This is a genomic window from Streptomyces aurantiogriseus (assembly GCF_014649375.1).
GTDB classification, from domain to species: Bacteria; Actinomycetota; Actinomycetes; order Streptomycetales; family Streptomycetaceae; genus Streptomyces; species Streptomyces aurantiogriseus.
Window position 1 is genome coordinate 169,011 of the sequence record NZ_BMSX01000010.1, and the last position, 14,325, is coordinate 183,335.

At 72.2% G+C, this 14,325-nt stretch carries 12 protein-coding genes and 1 riboswitch; of the genes, 5 read left to right on the top strand and 7 right to left on the bottom strand.

The genetic code is table 11. The features are described 5' to 3' along the window. The first annotated feature begins 200 nt into the window (after positions 1–200). The 3 genes from IE263_RS22055 to sepH all read left to right on the top strand — a co-directional run bounded on the left by IE263_RS22055 (position 201) and on the right by sepH (position 4,221). The gene (locus IE263_RS22055; RefSeq protein WP_189939270.1) at positions 201–1,439 is read left to right on the top strand and encodes an MFS transporter; all 1,239 of its coding nucleotides are present in this window, start codon (positions 201–203) and stop codon (positions 1,437–1,439) included. Beyond that, a complete protein-coding gene (locus IE263_RS22060; protein WP_189939272.1) occupies positions 1,399–2,718 on the top strand; it encodes a D-arabinono-1,4-lactone oxidase in 1,320 nt (439 codons plus the stop codon). The genes IE263_RS22055 and IE263_RS22060 overlap by 41 nt, the downstream gene beginning before the upstream one ends. A 465-nt stretch (positions 2,719–3,183) precedes the next feature. Next, a complete protein-coding gene (gene sepH / locus IE263_RS22065) occupies positions 3,184–4,221 on the top strand; it encodes a septation protein SepH (protein ID WP_189939274.1) in 1,038 nt (345 codons plus the stop codon). A 128-nt stretch (positions 4,222–4,349) separates the two neighbouring features. Here sepH and IE263_RS22070 read toward each other — a convergent pair whose 3' ends face one another. After that, on the bottom strand, positions 4,350–5,201 hold the full coding sequence (locus IE263_RS22070) for a sulfurtransferase (RefSeq protein ID WP_189939276.1): 852 nt from the start codon (positions 5,199–5,201) through the stop codon (positions 4,350–4,352). 296 nt (positions 5,202–5,497) lie between these two features. Between IE263_RS22070 and IE263_RS22075 the strand changes: the two genes are divergently transcribed. Then, complete coding sequence (locus IE263_RS22075; protein ID WP_189939278.1) at positions 5,498–6,301, top strand: VOC family protein; 804 nt, start codon at positions 5,498–5,500, stop codon at positions 6,299–6,301. Between the two features lie 25 nt (positions 6,302–6,326). On the opposite strand, the gene IE263_RS22080 is transcribed toward IE263_RS22075, so the two are convergent. From IE263_RS22080 to IE263_RS22095, 4 genes are read right to left on the bottom strand one after another with little or no spacing between them, the layout of a single operon-like run. Next, entirely contained in the window at positions 6,327–6,974 is a 648-nt protein-coding gene (locus IE263_RS22080; RefSeq protein WP_189939279.1) for a thymidine kinase, read from the bottom strand. Between the two features lie 44 nt (positions 6,975–7,018). Further along, positions 7,019–8,215: an alkaline phosphatase family protein gene (locus tag IE263_RS22085; RefSeq protein WP_189939282.1), complete on the bottom strand. Its 1,197-nt coding sequence runs from the start codon at positions 8,213–8,215 to the stop codon at positions 7,019–7,021. Beyond that, positions 8,215–8,811 carry a DUF5998 family protein gene (locus tag IE263_RS22090; RefSeq protein ID WP_189939283.1) on the bottom strand — a complete coding sequence of 199 codons (597 nt, stop codon included), beginning with the start codon at positions 8,809–8,811 and terminating at the stop codon, positions 8,215–8,217. Before IE263_RS22090 ends, IE263_RS22085 begins: the two co-directional genes overlap by 1 nt. A 43-nt stretch (positions 8,812–8,854) precedes the next feature. Next, a complete protein-coding gene (locus IE263_RS22095; RefSeq protein ID WP_189939285.1) occupies positions 8,855–11,650 on the bottom strand; it encodes a bifunctional acetate--CoA ligase family protein/GNAT family N-acetyltransferase in 2,796 nt (931 codons plus the stop codon). A gap of 178 nt (positions 11,651–11,828) precedes the next feature. Here IE263_RS22095 and IE263_RS22100 point away from each other — a divergent pair, with 178 nt between their 5' ends. Continuing rightward, the gene (locus IE263_RS22100) at positions 11,829–12,110 is read left to right on the top strand and encodes an HPr family phosphocarrier protein (RefSeq protein WP_189939287.1); all 282 of its coding nucleotides are present in this window, start codon (positions 11,829–11,831) and stop codon (positions 12,108–12,110) included. Positions 12,111–12,327: 217 nt separating this feature from the next. On the opposite strand, the gene IE263_RS22105 is transcribed toward IE263_RS22100, so the two are convergent. Further along, positions 12,328–13,020, bottom strand: coding sequence for a GntR family transcriptional regulator (locus IE263_RS22105; protein ID WP_189939289.1), 693 nt, complete (start codon positions 13,018–13,020; stop codon positions 12,328–12,330). A gap of 189 nt (positions 13,021–13,209) precedes the next feature. After that, the gene (locus tag IE263_RS22110; RefSeq protein WP_189939291.1) at positions 13,210–13,965 is read right to left on the bottom strand and encodes a M23 family metallopeptidase; all 756 of its coding nucleotides are present in this window, start codon (positions 13,963–13,965) and stop codon (positions 13,210–13,212) included. 12 nt (positions 13,966–13,977) lie between these two features. Continuing rightward, a riboswitch (cyclic di-AMP (ydaO/yuaA leader) is annotated at positions 13,978–14,145 on the bottom strand. Between the last annotated feature and the right edge of the window lie 180 nt (positions 14,146–14,325).

Genomic DNA, 14,325 nt, shown 5'->3' on the forward strand with positions numbered 1-14,325 from the left:
GGGTGGCGAGCGGCACCCGCGCGAAGGGTCCGCAGGGGGTGCGTTAGGGTTTCCTAACTCCGTAAGCTGTATGAGCTGTATTCACGCCTTACCAGCCCCGTCGCGCTCCATGCACGCCTTACCGAGCCCCGCAGAGCCGCCTTCCCTCGCGCCGTGCCGAGCCGCCACGCACGCGTGACCGGACCCCACCGGAGACCTCCGTGCCCAGCCCCTACCGCGCCCTGTTCGCCGCCCCCGGCTCCAAGGGTTTCTCCGCCGCGGGGTTCCTCGGCCGGATGCCGCTGTCGATGATGGGCATCGGCGTGGTCACGATGGTCTCCCAGCTCACCGGGCGCTACGGGCTCGCGGGCGCCCTGTCGGCGACCATCGCACTGGCCGCGGCGGCGATCGGACCGCAGATCTCCCGCCTGGTGGACCAGTACGGGCAGCGCAGGGTGCTGCGCCCCGCCACGCTGGTCGCGCTCGCCGCGTCCGCCGGGCTGCTGCTGGCCGCGCACTTCGACTGGCCGGACTGGGTGCTGTTCGTGTGCGCCGCCGGGATCGGCTCCGTGCCGAGTCTCGGCGCGATGATCCGGGCCCGCTGGGCGGCCCTGTACCGGGGCACCCCGCAACTGCACACCGCGTACTCCTTCGAGTCCGTGGTGGACGAGGTGTGCTTCATCTTCGGGCCGATCATCTCCATCGGGCTGTCCACGGCCTGGTTCCCCGAGGCGGGACCGCTGCTGGCGGCCTGCTTCCTCGCCGTCGGCGTCTTCTGGCTGACCGCGCAGCGGGCCACCGAGCCTAAGCCGCACCCTCGCGAGCACCACGGCCGCGCCACGGCCCTGCGCTCGCCGGGCCTGCAGGTCCTGGTGGCCACGTTCGTGGCGACCGGGGCGATCTTCGGGGCGGTCGACGTGGTCACCGTCGCCTTCGCCGAGGAGCGAGGTCACAAGGGCGCCGCGAGCGTCGTCCTGGCGCTCTACGCGGCCGGTTCCTGCGTGGCCGGGCTCGTGTTCGGCCTGCTGCGCCTCAAGGGGGCGCCGGAACGGCGCTGGCTGCTGGGCGTGTTCATGATGGCCGTGAGTATGATCCCCCTCCTACTGGTCGGAAACTTGCCGTTTCTGGCCGTGGCGCTGTTCCTTGCGGGCCTGGCCATCGCTCCCACGATGATCACGACCATGTCCCTCATCGAAGAGCACGTACCACGCGCGCAACTGACCGAGGGCATGACCTGGGTGAGCACCGGGCTCGCGGTCGGGGTCGCGCTCGGCTCCTCCATCGCCGGCTGGGTCATCGACGCGGCCGGCGCGCGGGCCGGGTACGGGGTTCCGGCGGTGTCCGGGGCCGTCGCGGTCGCGGTCGGTTTCCTGGGGTACCGCCGGCTCAGCAGGCCGGCTCCGGGTCGGGGAGGCACCGTTGAGCAGCACAGCGAGCGGGAAGAACGGCACGTGGCGTAACTGGGGCGGCAATGTCGTCGCCCGCCCCGCGCGGGAGGTCACGCCCGCCTCCGTCGACGAACTGGCCGCGGCCGTGCTCCGGGCCGCCGAGGACGGGCTGAAGGTCAAGGCGGTCGGCACCGGTCACTCCTTCACGTCGATCGCCGCGACCGACGGCGTGCTGGTCCGCCCTCAGCTGCTGACCGGCATCCGCGCCGTCGACCGCGACAACATGACCGTCACGGTCGAGGCCGGCACCCCGCTCAAGAGACTCAACATGGCCCTGGCACGCGAGGGTCTGTCGCTCACCAACATGGGCGACATCATGGAGCAGACCGTCTCCGGAGCCGCCAGCACCGGCACCCACGGCACGGGCCGCGAGTCGAGCTCGATCGCTGCCCAGATCAAGGCGCTCGAACTGGTCACGGCCGACGGCTCGGTCCTCACCTGCTCCGAGAAGGAGAACCCCGAGGTGTTCGCGGCGGCCCGGATCGGCCTCGGCGCCCTCGGCATCGTCACCGCGCTCACCTTCGCCGTGGAGCCGATCTTCCTGCTCACCGCGCGCGAGGAGCCGATGCCGTTCGACAAGGTCCTGGCCGACTTCGACGAACTGTGGGCCGAGAACGAGCACTTCGAGTTCTACTGGTTCCCGCACACCGGCAGCACCAACACCAAGCGCAACAACCGCAGCGCGGGTCCTCGCAAGCCGGTGGGGCAGTTCGCGGGCTGGTTCGAGGACGAGTTCCTCTCCAACGGCGTCTTCCAGGCGGCCCAGTGGGTCGGCCGGGCGGTGCCGGCCACCGTCCCGACGATCGCCCGGATCTCCAGCAAGGCCCTGTCCGCGCGCAGCTACACGGACATTCCCTACAAGGTCTTCACCTCCCCGCGCCGGGTGCGGTTCGTGGAGATGGAGTACGCCGTGCCGCGCGAGGCCGTGACCGAGACGCTGTGCGAACTGAAGGCGATGGTCGACCGCTCCGGCCTGCGGGTCAGCTTCCCCGTCGAGGTGCGCACCGCGCCGGCGGACGACATCACGCTGTCCACCGCGTCCGGGCGTGACAGCGCGTACATCGCCGTCCACATGGTGAAGGGCACGCCGTACCGGGCGTATTTCACCGCAGCCGAGCGCATCTTCACCGCGCACGAGGGCCGGCCCCACTGGGGCAAAGTGCACACGCGCGACGCGGAGTACTTGGCGGGCGTCTACCCCCGCTTCGAGGAGTTCACGGCACTGCGGGACCGGCTGGATCCCGACCGCCTGTTCCAGAACGACTACTTGCGGAGGGTTCTGGGGGCGTAGCGGACGCGGCGTCGACGCGGCCGCCTGCCCGATCTGAGGGACACTCAGACCGGCCCCGGCGAAACCTTTTTCCGTTTCGGGGGGTTGCGTGAGGTTCGCCACGTTCAAGATCGTGGAAACCGGGCAGCGGACGGCCGACTGGCACCCCTTGCCAGAAGTTGGGCGGCGCGCCAATCCACGCACGTGGCCCAAATGGAGTACTGTTGCGAGCCCTGGGTCCGGTCTCCCGCCTGGGCGTCCGGGGCCTTGCTGGACCGCTGGGAGGGGGGCTGGTTGCACAGGGTCACGGAGTTGGTCACTTAGCGTGGCGAATAGGTAACCGTGCCATAACGGCGATCCAGGGCCCGCGCCCGACACGCCGGGCAACTCGGCAAGGTTGTGGCAGGCTGCACCCGGGCAGGCCACACTCGACTAGCGGAAGCAGCGACGCACGTGACGTCGGCAGGCACCACCCGGGAGGTCCCCATGCCCGAACTGCGTGTCGTGGCCGTCTCGAATGACGGCACACGGCTGGTGCTGAAGGCTGCGGACAGCACGGAGTACACGCTTCCGATCGACGAGCGTCTGCGCGCCGCCGTCCGCGGCGACCGTCCCCGCCTCGGCCAGATCGAGATCGAGGTGGAGAGCCATCTCCGCCCCCGCGACATCCAGGCGCGTATACGAGCTGGGGCCACGGCGGAGGAAGTCGCGCAGATGGCGGGCATCCCCGTCGACCGCGTCCGCCGCTTCGAGGGCCCCGTGCTGGCCGAGCGCGCCTTCATGGCCGAGCGGGCCCGCAAGACGCCCGTCCGCCGGCCCGGTGAGAACGCCGCGGGGCCTCAGCTCGGCGAGGCCGTCCAGGAGCGACTGCTGCTGCGCGGTGCCGAGAAGGACACCGTCCAGTGGGACTCCTGGCGCCGCGACGACGGCACCTGGGAGGTCCTGCTGGTCTACCGGGTCGCGGGCGAACCGCACTCCGCGAGCTGGACGTACGACCCGCCGAGGCGGCTCGTCCAGGCCGTCGACGAAGAGGCGCGCTCGCTGATCGGCGAGTCCGACGACCTGGCCGCCCCCGAGCCCAGCTTTCCGTTCGTCCCCCGCATCGCCCGGCTGCCGCGCGAGCGTTCGATGGATCGCGCCCTCGAGCGGCCGAGTCTGCCCGCGCAGGCGTCCGAGCCGGCCGAGGAGAGCACCGGTGAGCGGGAACGGGACTCGCTGACCAGCCTGCTGGAGGCGGTGCCGAGCTTCCGGGGCGACCTGGTCGTTCCCGAACGCCCGCCGGAGGAGCCGGAGGAGCCCGCGGAGGAACCGGCCGCCGAGGAACCCCCGGCGTCCGCCGCGTCCGCCGGTTCCGCCTACGCGGACGTCCTCATGCCGCCGCGCTCCGTGGGCAGTCACCGCGACCGCCTCGTCGGCGCCACCGACCGCCAGGCCGAGGCCGACGGGGTCCGCCCGGGCCGCCGCGCGGCGGTGCCGAGCTGGGACGAGATCGTGTTCGGCACCCGGCGCAAGAAGCAGGAGTAAGACGCCGAGGGGCGACTCGCCCCACGGGGCCGCCGGTTCGTGGACATCGGTTCGCACACAGGTTCATACGTAAGGGAGGGGTGCACCTGTTCGGTGCGCCCCTCCCTTACGTGTCCGCGCGACGAGGATCACTGCGGGTCGGGGCCCACGGCGACCGGCCGGGACGGGTCCGACGACCACTCCGACCACGAACCGACGTACAGGGCCGCCGGAATGCCCGCCACCGCCAGCGCCAGCACCTCGTGGGCGGCGGAGACACCCGAGCCGCAGTACACGCCCACCTCGGTGCCTTCGGACGCCCCCAGCGCCTTGAAGCGGTCCTTCAGGTCCTCGGCGGGCAGAAAGCGGCCGTCCGGGCCCACGTTCTCGGTCGTCGGCGCGGAAACGGCTCCCGGAATGTGCCCGCCGACCCGGTCGATCGGCTCGATCTCACCCCGGTACCGCTCCCCCGCACGGGCGTCGAGCAGCACGCCGGAGCGGGCCAGCGCCGCGGCGCCGTCCGCGTCGAGGAGTCCGCCGACCGCCGGCACCGGCTCGAAGTCGCCCTCTGCGGGCACCGGTACGTCGACCGAGAGATCCCCCTCCCAGGACGGCAACCCGCCGTCGAGGACCCGCACGTGCGGGTGACCCGTCCAGCGCAGCAGCCACCACGCGCGGGCCGCCGCCCAGCCCTGCCCGCCGTCGTACACGACCACCGGACGGGCCGCCGACACGCCCGCCCGGCGCATCGCCGCGCCGAACTCAGCCACCTCCGGCAGCGGATGACGGCCGCCCGTGCCGGGCGTGCCGGCCAGCTCCCGGTCCAGGTCGATGTAGACGGCACCGGGCACGTGCCCGGCCTCGTACGCGGCCCGGCCGTCGAACGGCGGCTCCCCGGCCGCCTTGGCCACGCTGAGCTGCCAGCGGACGTCGAGCACGACCGGCGGGTTCTCACCCGTCAGCTCGCTCGCGAGTTCGGATGCGGTGATGATGGCGTTCATGGCCACCATCCTTGCGCACGGGGTGGCCCTGTCGTCCATGTCCGGCTACTCTGCTCCGCCGGACAGGCCCGATCACGAGGCGTACGGGATCGGGCACATCCCGTACATCCGATCGACATCCGTCGGCAATCGCACGGACACGGACGAGGAACCGCACGGCGGGCATCCTCCCGACACGGGGCCCACGGTGCGGCGGCGCGCCCGGAACGCGCGGCACCTCGGGGGGTGCGAGCATCGGCTCGAGGGCCGAGGCGGAATGGACGCGGCCACCGCGAGGGGCCGAGGAGAGAGTGACGATGACCGAGGCACGTGGGTCGGCCGGCCTGAGCGGCGAAGCACACGCCCGGTACGCGCCCGGCACACCCTGCTGGGTGAGTCTGATGGTGCACGGCCTGGCCGCGACCCAGGAGTTCTACGGCGAGCTGTTCGGCTGGGAGTTCCGACCCGGCCCACAGCAGCTCGGACCGTACGTGCGGGCCCTGCTCGACGGCCGTGAGGTGGCCGGCATCGGTCAACTCCCCGCGGACCGCCACCTCCCCATCGCCTGGACGCCCTACCTCGCCTCGGACAACGTGGACACGACCGCTGAAACGGTGCGCCTGTGCGGTGGCACGATCGGGGTCGGCCCCCTGGACGCCGCCGACGCCGGACGCCTGGCCATCTGCTCCGACCCCTCCGGCGCCGTCTTCGGCATCTGGCAGGCGGCCGCCCACCTCGGCACGGACATCACCGGCCTGCCCGGCACCCCCGCCTGGAACGAGCTGCTGACCTTCGAGACCGTGGCCGTCACCAAGTTCTACGAGACCGTGTTCGGCTACGAGCAGGAGGCGGTGGCGTCCGCCGACTTCGACTACGTCACCCTGCACGTCGCCGGCCGCCCGGTCGCCGGCATCCAGGGCGTGGGCACCACGCTGCCCCGGGATCGGGGACCGCACTGGATGACGTACTTCGAGGTGGCCGACGCGGACGAGGCGGTCGCCCGGGTCGTCGACCTCGGCGGGCACGTCCTCGAGCCGTCCCGGGACAGCGCTCACGGGCGTGTGGCGACCGTGGCCGACCCCGAGGGCGCCCGCTTCTCACTGATCCAGGACCCGCACTGATCCGACCCGTGCCGGCGGACGGCCGCTAGGCCCGCTGCACCGGCAGCACGTCCGGTGACAGCGCCGCCGCCCGGGCGGTCGCCGCCGTCATCCGGCGCCGGTGGTGCCGGCGGCACAGGACCTCGTATCCGATGGTGTCCGCCTGGTTGACGTCTCCGACGACGACCTGGGCGCCCTCGACGACCATCACGCCGCCGACCGTGCGGGCGTTGTGCGTGGCGCGGGCGCCGCACCAGCACAGGGCCTCGACCTGGAGGACCTCGACGCGGTCGGCGAGTTCGACGAGCCGCTGGGAGCCGGGGAACAGCTTGGAGCGGAAGTCGGTCGTGATGCCGAAGGCGTAGACGTCGATGCCGAGGTCGTCGACCACGCGCGCGAGCTGGTCGATCTGCTCCTCCGCGAGGAACTGCGCCTCGTCCGCGATCACGTAGTCCGCGCGGCCGCCGTGCGAGAGGTGGTCGACGAGGTAGGCGTACAGGTCCTGCCCGTCCTTGACCTCGACGGCGTCGGTGACCAGGCCGAGGCGGGAGGACAGCTTGCCCTCTCCCGCGCGGTCGTCACGTGTGAAGATCATGCCCTGCAGGCCGCGTGCGGAACGGTTGTGCTCGATCTGGAGAGCCAGCGTCGACTTCCCGCAGTCCATGGTTCCGGAGAAGAACACCAGCTCGGGCATGGCAAGTTGAGCACCTTTCGGCAAGGGAGAACAGGGGACGCGCTTCAGGAGCGTACTTCGAGCAGGGGGACCAACTGCTCGGCAGGGGTCATCGAGCCGTGGTTGCCGACCATCGCCGACTCCTTCGGCTCCCGCTCGGAGGCGATGATCAGGACGTCGTCCCGGGCGGCCGCGATCACATCGCCGAGACGGGCGTACACGCGCTCGTCGACCTGGTCGGGCCGCCCGAACCAGCCCGCGGCGATGGCCTCGTCCCGCGAGGCCACCCAGAACTGCTCCCCGAGCACCTCGCGCCAGCAGGTCAGGACGTCGTTCTCGGCGCCCGGTACGGCGTAGACGTGGCGGGCACGGCCCTCGCCGCCCAGGAGGGCGACGCCGGCGCGCAGTTCCCAGTCCTCGTCGAAATCGATGCGGTGCTGTTCGTCGAAGGGCACGTCGACCATGCCGTGGTCGGCGGTGACGTACAGCGCGCTGCGGGGCGGGAGTTGCTCCGCCAGGCGCTGGACGAGCCGGTCGACGTACATGAGCTGGCCGCGCCAGGTGTCGGAGGAGACGCCGTAGCGGTGGCCGGCGCCGTCGAGTTCGGCGTAGTACGTGTAGACCAGGGAGCGGTCGCCGGCCGCGAGTTGCTCGGCGGCGACATCCATGCGCTCCTCGCCGGTCAGGCGCCCCAGGAACGTTCCGCCACTGAGCGCCACCTTGGTCAGCGGGGTGCTCTCGAAGGCGGGCGAGGACACCTGCGCGGCGTGCACACCCGCCGCGTCGGCCAGCTGGAAGACGGTGGGGTACGGCTGCCAGACGCGCGGCGAGGTCCACGGCTGCCAGCGGAGCTGGTTCATCAGCTCGCCGGTGGCCGGATCGCGCACGGTGTAGCCGGGCAGGCCGTGGGCGCCCGGCGGAAGGCCGGTGCCGACGGAGGCGAGGGAGGTCGCGGTGGTCGCCGGGAAGCCGGCGGTGAGGGGGCGTCCGGTGCCGCCGCGCGAGCTGCCGAGGAGCGCGTGCAGGTAGGGCGCCTCGTCCGGGTGGGCCTGGATCTGCTCCCAGCCGAGTCCGTCGATCAGGAAGACGCAGTTGCGGTCGGCCGCGGTCAGTTCCGGAATCCCCGCGGTCAGGCCGGGTACGCCCATGCCCGCGGCCAGCGTGGGCAGCAGGTCGGCGAGGGAGCCGGAGCCGTACTCGGGGACGGGCGCGGAGGAGACGGCAAGGGGTTCCGGGTGGTCCCAGGATGCAAGCTGGGACATCAGCGGGTGAGGTCCGCGGTCGCCTCGGAGAGCGCCTGCGCGAAGGCGAGCGCCTGGCGCACCGTCTCCGGGCCGTCCCCGGCCTCGCTGACGCGCAGGCTGAGGTCGTCCGCCGTCGAGTTGCCCGTGTAGCCGTGGTCGGCGTCGCAGTTGGGGTCGCCGCAGGCGGCCGGCTCCAGGTCGATGCGGGAGACGGCACCCCAGCCGATGGTCAGCACGACCTCGCGCGGCAGCGTGCCCGGCGTGTACGACTCCGGGTTGGCGACCACGCGGCTGACCACGACCGACGAGATCCGGCCGAGCTTCACGGACTCGGTGGACGTCGTGGCGTACGGCGTCGGGGAGGTGGTGTCGGCGGCCTGCTCGTCGGTGTGGCTGACGATGAAGCGGTTGCCGGTGAGGACCAGCACGGTCACATGCCGGCGCACCTCGTTCTGGTCGAACGTGGTCTCCTGGTGGACCAGGTACGACCGCATGGGCTCGCCGCCCACAGCGGCCTCCACCGCCTCGGCCACGAGGGCCGGGTAGTAGCCGCTGCGCTCGATCGCCGCACGCAGCCCCTGGGTCGTCGTACTGGTCTTGGCCATGCCGTCCATCCTACGGGGACCCACTGACTGCGAGGGACCGCTCGCGGTCGCTTCAGTACGCGGGGAGCGTCCGGGGGCCGAGGTCGTCGCGGGCGGGCGGGGGCGCGAGGCGTACCGAGGCGCCGAGGACGCTCAGGCCGTGCGGGGCGACGACGACCGGCTCCAGGGTGACCGCGACGACCTCCGGGTGGTCGTCGACCAGGCGGGACACCCGCACCAGCAGCTCCTCCAGGGCGGGGGTGTCGACGGGTGTGGAGCCGCGCCAGCCGAACAGGAGGGGTGCCGTCCGGATCGAGCGGACCAGGGAGGTCGCGTCGCGGTCGGTGACCGGGATCAGGCGGTGCGCCATGTCGCCGAGCAGTTGTGAGGTCGGCCCGGCGAGGCCGAACGACAGCACGGCTCCGGCCGCCGGGTCGATGACCGCGCGGACGATGGTGTCGACCCCGCGCGGGGCCATGGCCTGGACGACCGGACGCACCTCCTCCGGCTTCCCGAACAGCTCGGTCAACTCGGCGTACGCCCGCCGCAGTTGCTCCTCGTCCGCGAGATCGAGCCGGACGCCGCCCAGGTCGGCGCGGTGGCGCAGGTGGGGGGCGGTGGCCTTGAGGGCGACGGGGTAGCCGAGGGCGCCGGCGGCCCGGGCGGCCTCGTCCGGGGTCGGCGCGGGGATGGCACGGCGCACGGGGACGCCGTACCGGCCGAGCAGCTCGCAGGTCTCGTCGGTGCCGAGGGTGAGGCCCTGCCCGCGCGCGAGGAGTCCGCCGATCAGCTCGGCGGCGCCCTTCTCGTCGATGTCCTCGTACTCGGGCACCTTGCCGGGGTCGGCGGCCTCGCGCCGCCACTGCGCGTACTTCACGGCCTCGGCGAGGGCGCGGACCGCGCGTTCGGCGGCGGGGTACGCGGGGATGAGGTGGGCGCCCTCGGGTGCCTCGGTCACGGGGGCCGGTGGTGTCCCGGCCTCCGGCGTCGCGCTCCGCGCGCGTGGGGAGGTGCTCGTCGCGGCCGACAGGGCTTCCGCGAGGCCGCCGAGCTCCACGTGCACGACAAGCACGGGCTTGGCGGGGCCCGTGGCCGCGGCGGAGCGCAGGGCTTCCGCCAGTTCCGCGTCGCCGGGCGACGCCTCTCCGATCGCCGGGATCGCCGTCACCACGACCGCGTCGCAGGTCTCGTCGCCCAGGGCGCGCGCCAGCGCCGCGTGGAAGTCCTCCGCCGACGCCTCCGTGGTCAGGTCCAGCGGCGGCTGCGGGCGCAGCCCCTCGGAGAGGCAGGCGTCGTAGGTCAGCAGGCCGAGCGACTCGGAGTTGCCCAGGATCGCCACCCGTGGACCTCTCGGCAGCGGCTGGCGGGCGAGCAGCAGGCCCGCGTCCACCAGCTCGGTGATGGTGTCCACGCGGATCACGCCGGCCTGCCGCAGCAGCGCGGACACCGTCGCGTGCGGCAGCCGCGTGGCCCGTACGGTGTGGCCCTGTGGAGCGGAACCGGCGCCCTGCACCACCACCAGCGGCTTCGCCGCCGCCGTACGCCGCGCGAGGCGGGTGAACTTGCGGGGGTTGCCGATGGACTCGAGGTACATGAGGGCGACGTCGGTGTCGGGGTCGTCGTACCAGTACTGCAGGACGTCGTTGCCGGAGACGTCGGCGCGGTTGCCGGAGGAGACGAACGTCGACACGCCCGTGACGCCGGTGACGCCTCCGCCGCGTCGGTGGAGGCGGGAGAGCAGGGCGATGCCGATGGCGCCGGACTGGGCGAACAGGCCGATCCGGCCGGTCCGCGGCATCTGCGGGGCCAGGGAGGCGTTCAGCCGCACCTCCGGGGAGGTGTTGATGATCCCGAAGGCGTTGGGGCCGATGATCCGCATCCCGTACGCGCGCGCGTGCCGCACGAGTTCGCGCTGGCGCTCGCGTCCCTCGGGGCCGCTCTCGGCGTAGCCGGCGGCGAGGACGACGAGGCCCTGCACGCCGTGCTCGCCGCATTCGGCGACGACCTCGGGCACGTGGTCCGCCGGCACGGCGACGACCGCGACGTCGACCGGCTCGTCGATGTCGCGCACCGAGCGGTGGGCGGGCACCCCGTCGAACTCCTTCAGGTCCTGCGGGAAGGCCTTGTTCACGGCGTACAGGCGCCCGGTGAAGCCGGCCTGGCGGAGGTTGCCGAGGACGCTGCGGCCGACGCCGCCGGAGGTGCGGCCGGTGCCGACGACGGCGACCGAGCCGGGCGTCAGCAGCCGCCGTACGGAGCGGGCCTCGGCGCGCTGCTCCCGCGCGCGCTGCACGGCCAGGGAGCGCTCGGTGGGTTCGAGGTCGAACTCCAGGCGGACGACGCCGTCCTCGAAGCTGCGCTTCTGGGTGTACCCGGCGTCCGTGAACACCTTGATCATCTTGGTGTTGGCGGGGAGGACCTCGGCGGCGAACCGGCGGATGCCGCGCTCGCGTGCGACGGCCGCGACGTGTTCCAGGAGTGCGGAGGCCACGCCCCTGCCCTGGTGGGCGTCCTGCACGAGGAAGGCGACCTCGGCCTCGTCGGCGGGCGCGGAGGCGGGCAGACCGTCGGCACCGATGCGGTCATAGCGTACGGTGGCGATGAACTCGCCGCCTACCGTGGCCGCGAGTCCCACCCGGTCCACAAAGTCGTGGTGCGTGAAGCGGTGGACGTCCTTGGCGGACAGACGCGGGTAGGGCGCGAAGAAGCGGTAGTACTTCGACTCGTCCGAGACCTGCTCGTAGAAGCTGACCAGGCGCTCGGCGTCATCAACGGTGATGGGGCGGATGCGCGCGGTGCCGCCGTCGCGCAGCACCACGTCGGCTTCCCAGTGGGCGGGGTACTCGTGCCGGTCCGAGGCGCTCTGCATGGGGCCCAGAGTACGGCTCGCGTACGACAACGGCGCGAGGCAGTCTGTGGAGGACGGAAGTCGGATCGAGGCCGAGGTCCGACGACCACACCGGGACGGGTCGCAAGCACCCGTCCCGTCCACGCTTCACGTGTGGAACACTGGTCTAGACAACCTGAACACTGAAGGGCAGCATCACATGGCTGAGCGCCGCGTCAACGTCGGCTGGGCCGAGGGCCTTCACGCCCGCCCCGCCTCCATCTTCGTCCGAGCCGCCACGGCCGCAGGCGTCCCGGTGACGATCGCCAAGGCGGGCGGCACCCCCGTCAACGCGGCTTCCATGCTGGCCGTTCTCGGCCTGGGCGCCAAGGGCGGCGAGGAGATCGTCCTCGCCTCCGACGCCGAGGGCGCGGACGCCGCCCTCGACCGGCTGGCCAAGCTGGTCTCCGAGGGGCTCGAGGAGCTCCCCGAGACCGTCTGAGTCTCGCCGACAGGACGCGCGGAGCCGCGTCGCCCCTTGCCGGGCGGCGCGGCTCCGCGTTTTCCGCCCAGGCACTTCGGAGAAATTGCCGGAGGCATGCCGGGAAAAGTCCGCGAGCGCACCGAGAGCGCGTCTCCGGAAAATTCCGGGCGCGCGAGAAAAGGGCAGCGGAAATACAGCTCCGCCGAATATCCCTTCTTTGTATACGGCCCCCGTGTTAATGCCGCAGGCCCGACATGTTTACGACGTGTTGCGAAGTCCTCACACGGTCCGGGCGGTCCCCGCCGGAAAAGCGCAGCCGGTGTGCGGAGGTCGCGCGCTCGGTGTGCAGCGCCGTGATCGCCCGCGCGCGCTCGCCGTCGCCGCGCGCCACCGCGTCCACGATGGCGCCGTGCTCCGTCCAGGACTCCACGGGGTTGGCCGGTGCCTCCACCGCGTACATCCAGGCGATCTTGTGGCGCAGCTGGGTGAGTGTCGAGGTCAGGGCGTGGCTGCCGGAGGCCTGGGCGAGCGTCTCGTGGAACCAGCCGCCCAGGGAGCGCAGATCCTCGCTGTTGCCCCTCCTGGCGCGCTCCTGGCCCAGCCGGACGAGGCCACGGAGCACCTTCAGGTGCGCCTCCGTGCGCCGCTGGGCGGCCCGGGCGGCGCCGAGCGGCTCCAGGAGCATGCGCATCTCCAGCAGGTCGGCGGCCTCCTGCTCGGTCGGTTCGGCGACGCACGCGCCTGCGTGCCGCCGCGTGACGACGAAGCCCTCCGCCTCCAGCGTGCGCAGCGCCTCCCGGACGGGGACGCGCGAGACGCCGTAGCGACGGGCCAGGAGTTCCTCGGTGAGGCGGCTGCCGCGCTCGTAGACACCCGCGACGATGTCGTCCCGGATGGCCGTGCACACCGAGTGCGCCGGAATACGCATGACCGACCTCCGCCTTAATCCCCGTGAAACGTCGACGATTGACGTGTGTTCAGTGACTCTATTGCAATGAGCCGGAATTTCCGATGGCAGGCCGGAATCCAGGGATATTTTTTGGACAGCGGGGCGCGTGAAACGGCGAAAGCCCCGGCCGCTCGGGGCCGGGGCTGGACGATCTGTCGCCGTGCGTCCTCAGACGTTCACGCCGTGCTTGCGGAGGTAGGCGACCGGGTCGATGTCCGAGCCGTACTCCGGGGTGGTACGGGCCTCGAAGTGCAGGTGCGGGCCGGTGACGTTGCCGGTCGCGCCGGAGAGGCCGATCCGCTGGCCCGGGGTGACCTTCTGGCCCACCGAGACGCTGATGGACGACAGATGGCCGTACTGGGTGTACGTGCCGTCGTTCATCCGGATCACGACCTGGTTGCCGTAGGCGCCGCCCCAGCCGGCCTCGACGACCGTGCCTAGCCCGACCGCGTGCACGGAAGTGCCGCTCGAGGCGTGGAAGTCGATGCCGGTGTGGCTGCCGGAGGACCACAGGGAGCCGCCGGACCTGTAGCCGGTGGAGACGTAGGAGCTGGTGATCGGCGACACGAAGGTGCTGAGGCGCTTGCGCTCGGCCTCCCGGGCGGCGCGGGCCCGGACCTCGCGCTCCGCCTTGACCTTCGCGGCGGCCTGTTCCGCGGCCAGCTTGCGCGCGGCCTCCTCCTGGGCGGCCTGCTTCTGCGCGGCGGCCTGGTCGTCGATCTGCGCGGCGACGGTCTCGCCGATGGTGACGACGGGGATGAGGCCGGTCTGCTCGGCGGAGGGCTCCGCGGCCATGGCGGGGCCGGAGGCCGCGGTACCGATGACGCCGGTGGTGGTGAGCGCCGCGATGCCCGCCGCACGGGCGGTGGTGCGCTTCATCCGACTGGGACGACGGTGCTTCCCGGTGGCGCAGGTGAACGCCATGAAGTGAGCGGTCCTTTCCTTCCCTCTCGCCTACCGGGTTAGCTGACGGGTTCGGAGCAGGAAGGTCTCCTACGGGCCCCCTCGCGCAACGCGCGGGTGCCCGATTCACCCCAGGGACTGCCTAGTTGGGTCCCCGGCTCCCCTGGCTCGCGCCGTACGGGGACTCGGCGATGACTGTCCGGTGCCGCGGATGCGGCGCACTGCCCGACGAACAGCCCGGATGAAACTAGACGCGGCCGCTGTCAATCCCCAAACGGAACGCGGCTTTTGTAGCGCATGCCACAGGGCAGACAGGCAACCTCTCCCTCAATTCGGACATCAGGGAGCCCTGGTGACGCTTCCGTCGACCAGGGCCCCTAC

What these genes read in the sequence shown, in the direction of transcription:
- IE263_RS22085 (WP_189939282.1), bottom strand. Translation starts at nt 8,215, where the DNA reads ATGTCCCAGCTTGCATCCTGGGACCACCCGGAACCCCTTGCCGTCTCC.
- IE263_RS22075 (WP_189939278.1), top strand. Translation starts at nt 5,498, where the DNA reads ATGACCGAGGCACGTGGGTCGGCCGGCCTGAGCGGCGAAGCACACGCC.
- IE263_RS22105 (WP_189939289.1), bottom strand. Translation starts at nt 13,020, where the DNA reads ATGCGTATTCCGGCGCACTCGGTGTGCACGGCCATCCGGGACGACATC.
- IE263_RS22080 (WP_189939279.1), bottom strand. Translation starts at nt 6,974, where the DNA reads ATGCCCGAGCTGGTGTTCTTCTCCGGAACCATGGACTGCGGGAAGTCG.
- IE263_RS22070 (WP_189939276.1), bottom strand. Translation starts at nt 5,201, where the DNA reads ATGAACGCCATCATCACCGCATCCGAACTCGCGAGCGAGCTGACGGGT.
- IE263_RS22090 (WP_189939283.1), bottom strand. Translation starts at nt 8,811, where the DNA reads ATGGACGGCATGGCCAAGACCAGTACGACGACCCAGGGGCTGCGTGCG.
- sepH (WP_189939274.1), top strand. Translation starts at nt 3,184, where the DNA reads ATGCCCGAACTGCGTGTCGTGGCCGTCTCGAATGACGGCACACGGCTG.
- IE263_RS22110 (WP_189939291.1), bottom strand. Translation starts at nt 13,965, where the DNA reads ATGGCGTTCACCTGCGCCACCGGGAAGCACCGTCGTCCCAGTCGGATG.
- IE263_RS22100 (WP_189939287.1), top strand. Translation starts at nt 11,829, where the DNA reads ATGGCTGAGCGCCGCGTCAACGTCGGCTGGGCCGAGGGCCTTCACGCC.
- IE263_RS22095 (WP_189939285.1), bottom strand. Translation starts at nt 11,650, where the DNA reads ATGCAGAGCGCCTCGGACCGGCACGAGTACCCCGCCCACTGGGAAGCC.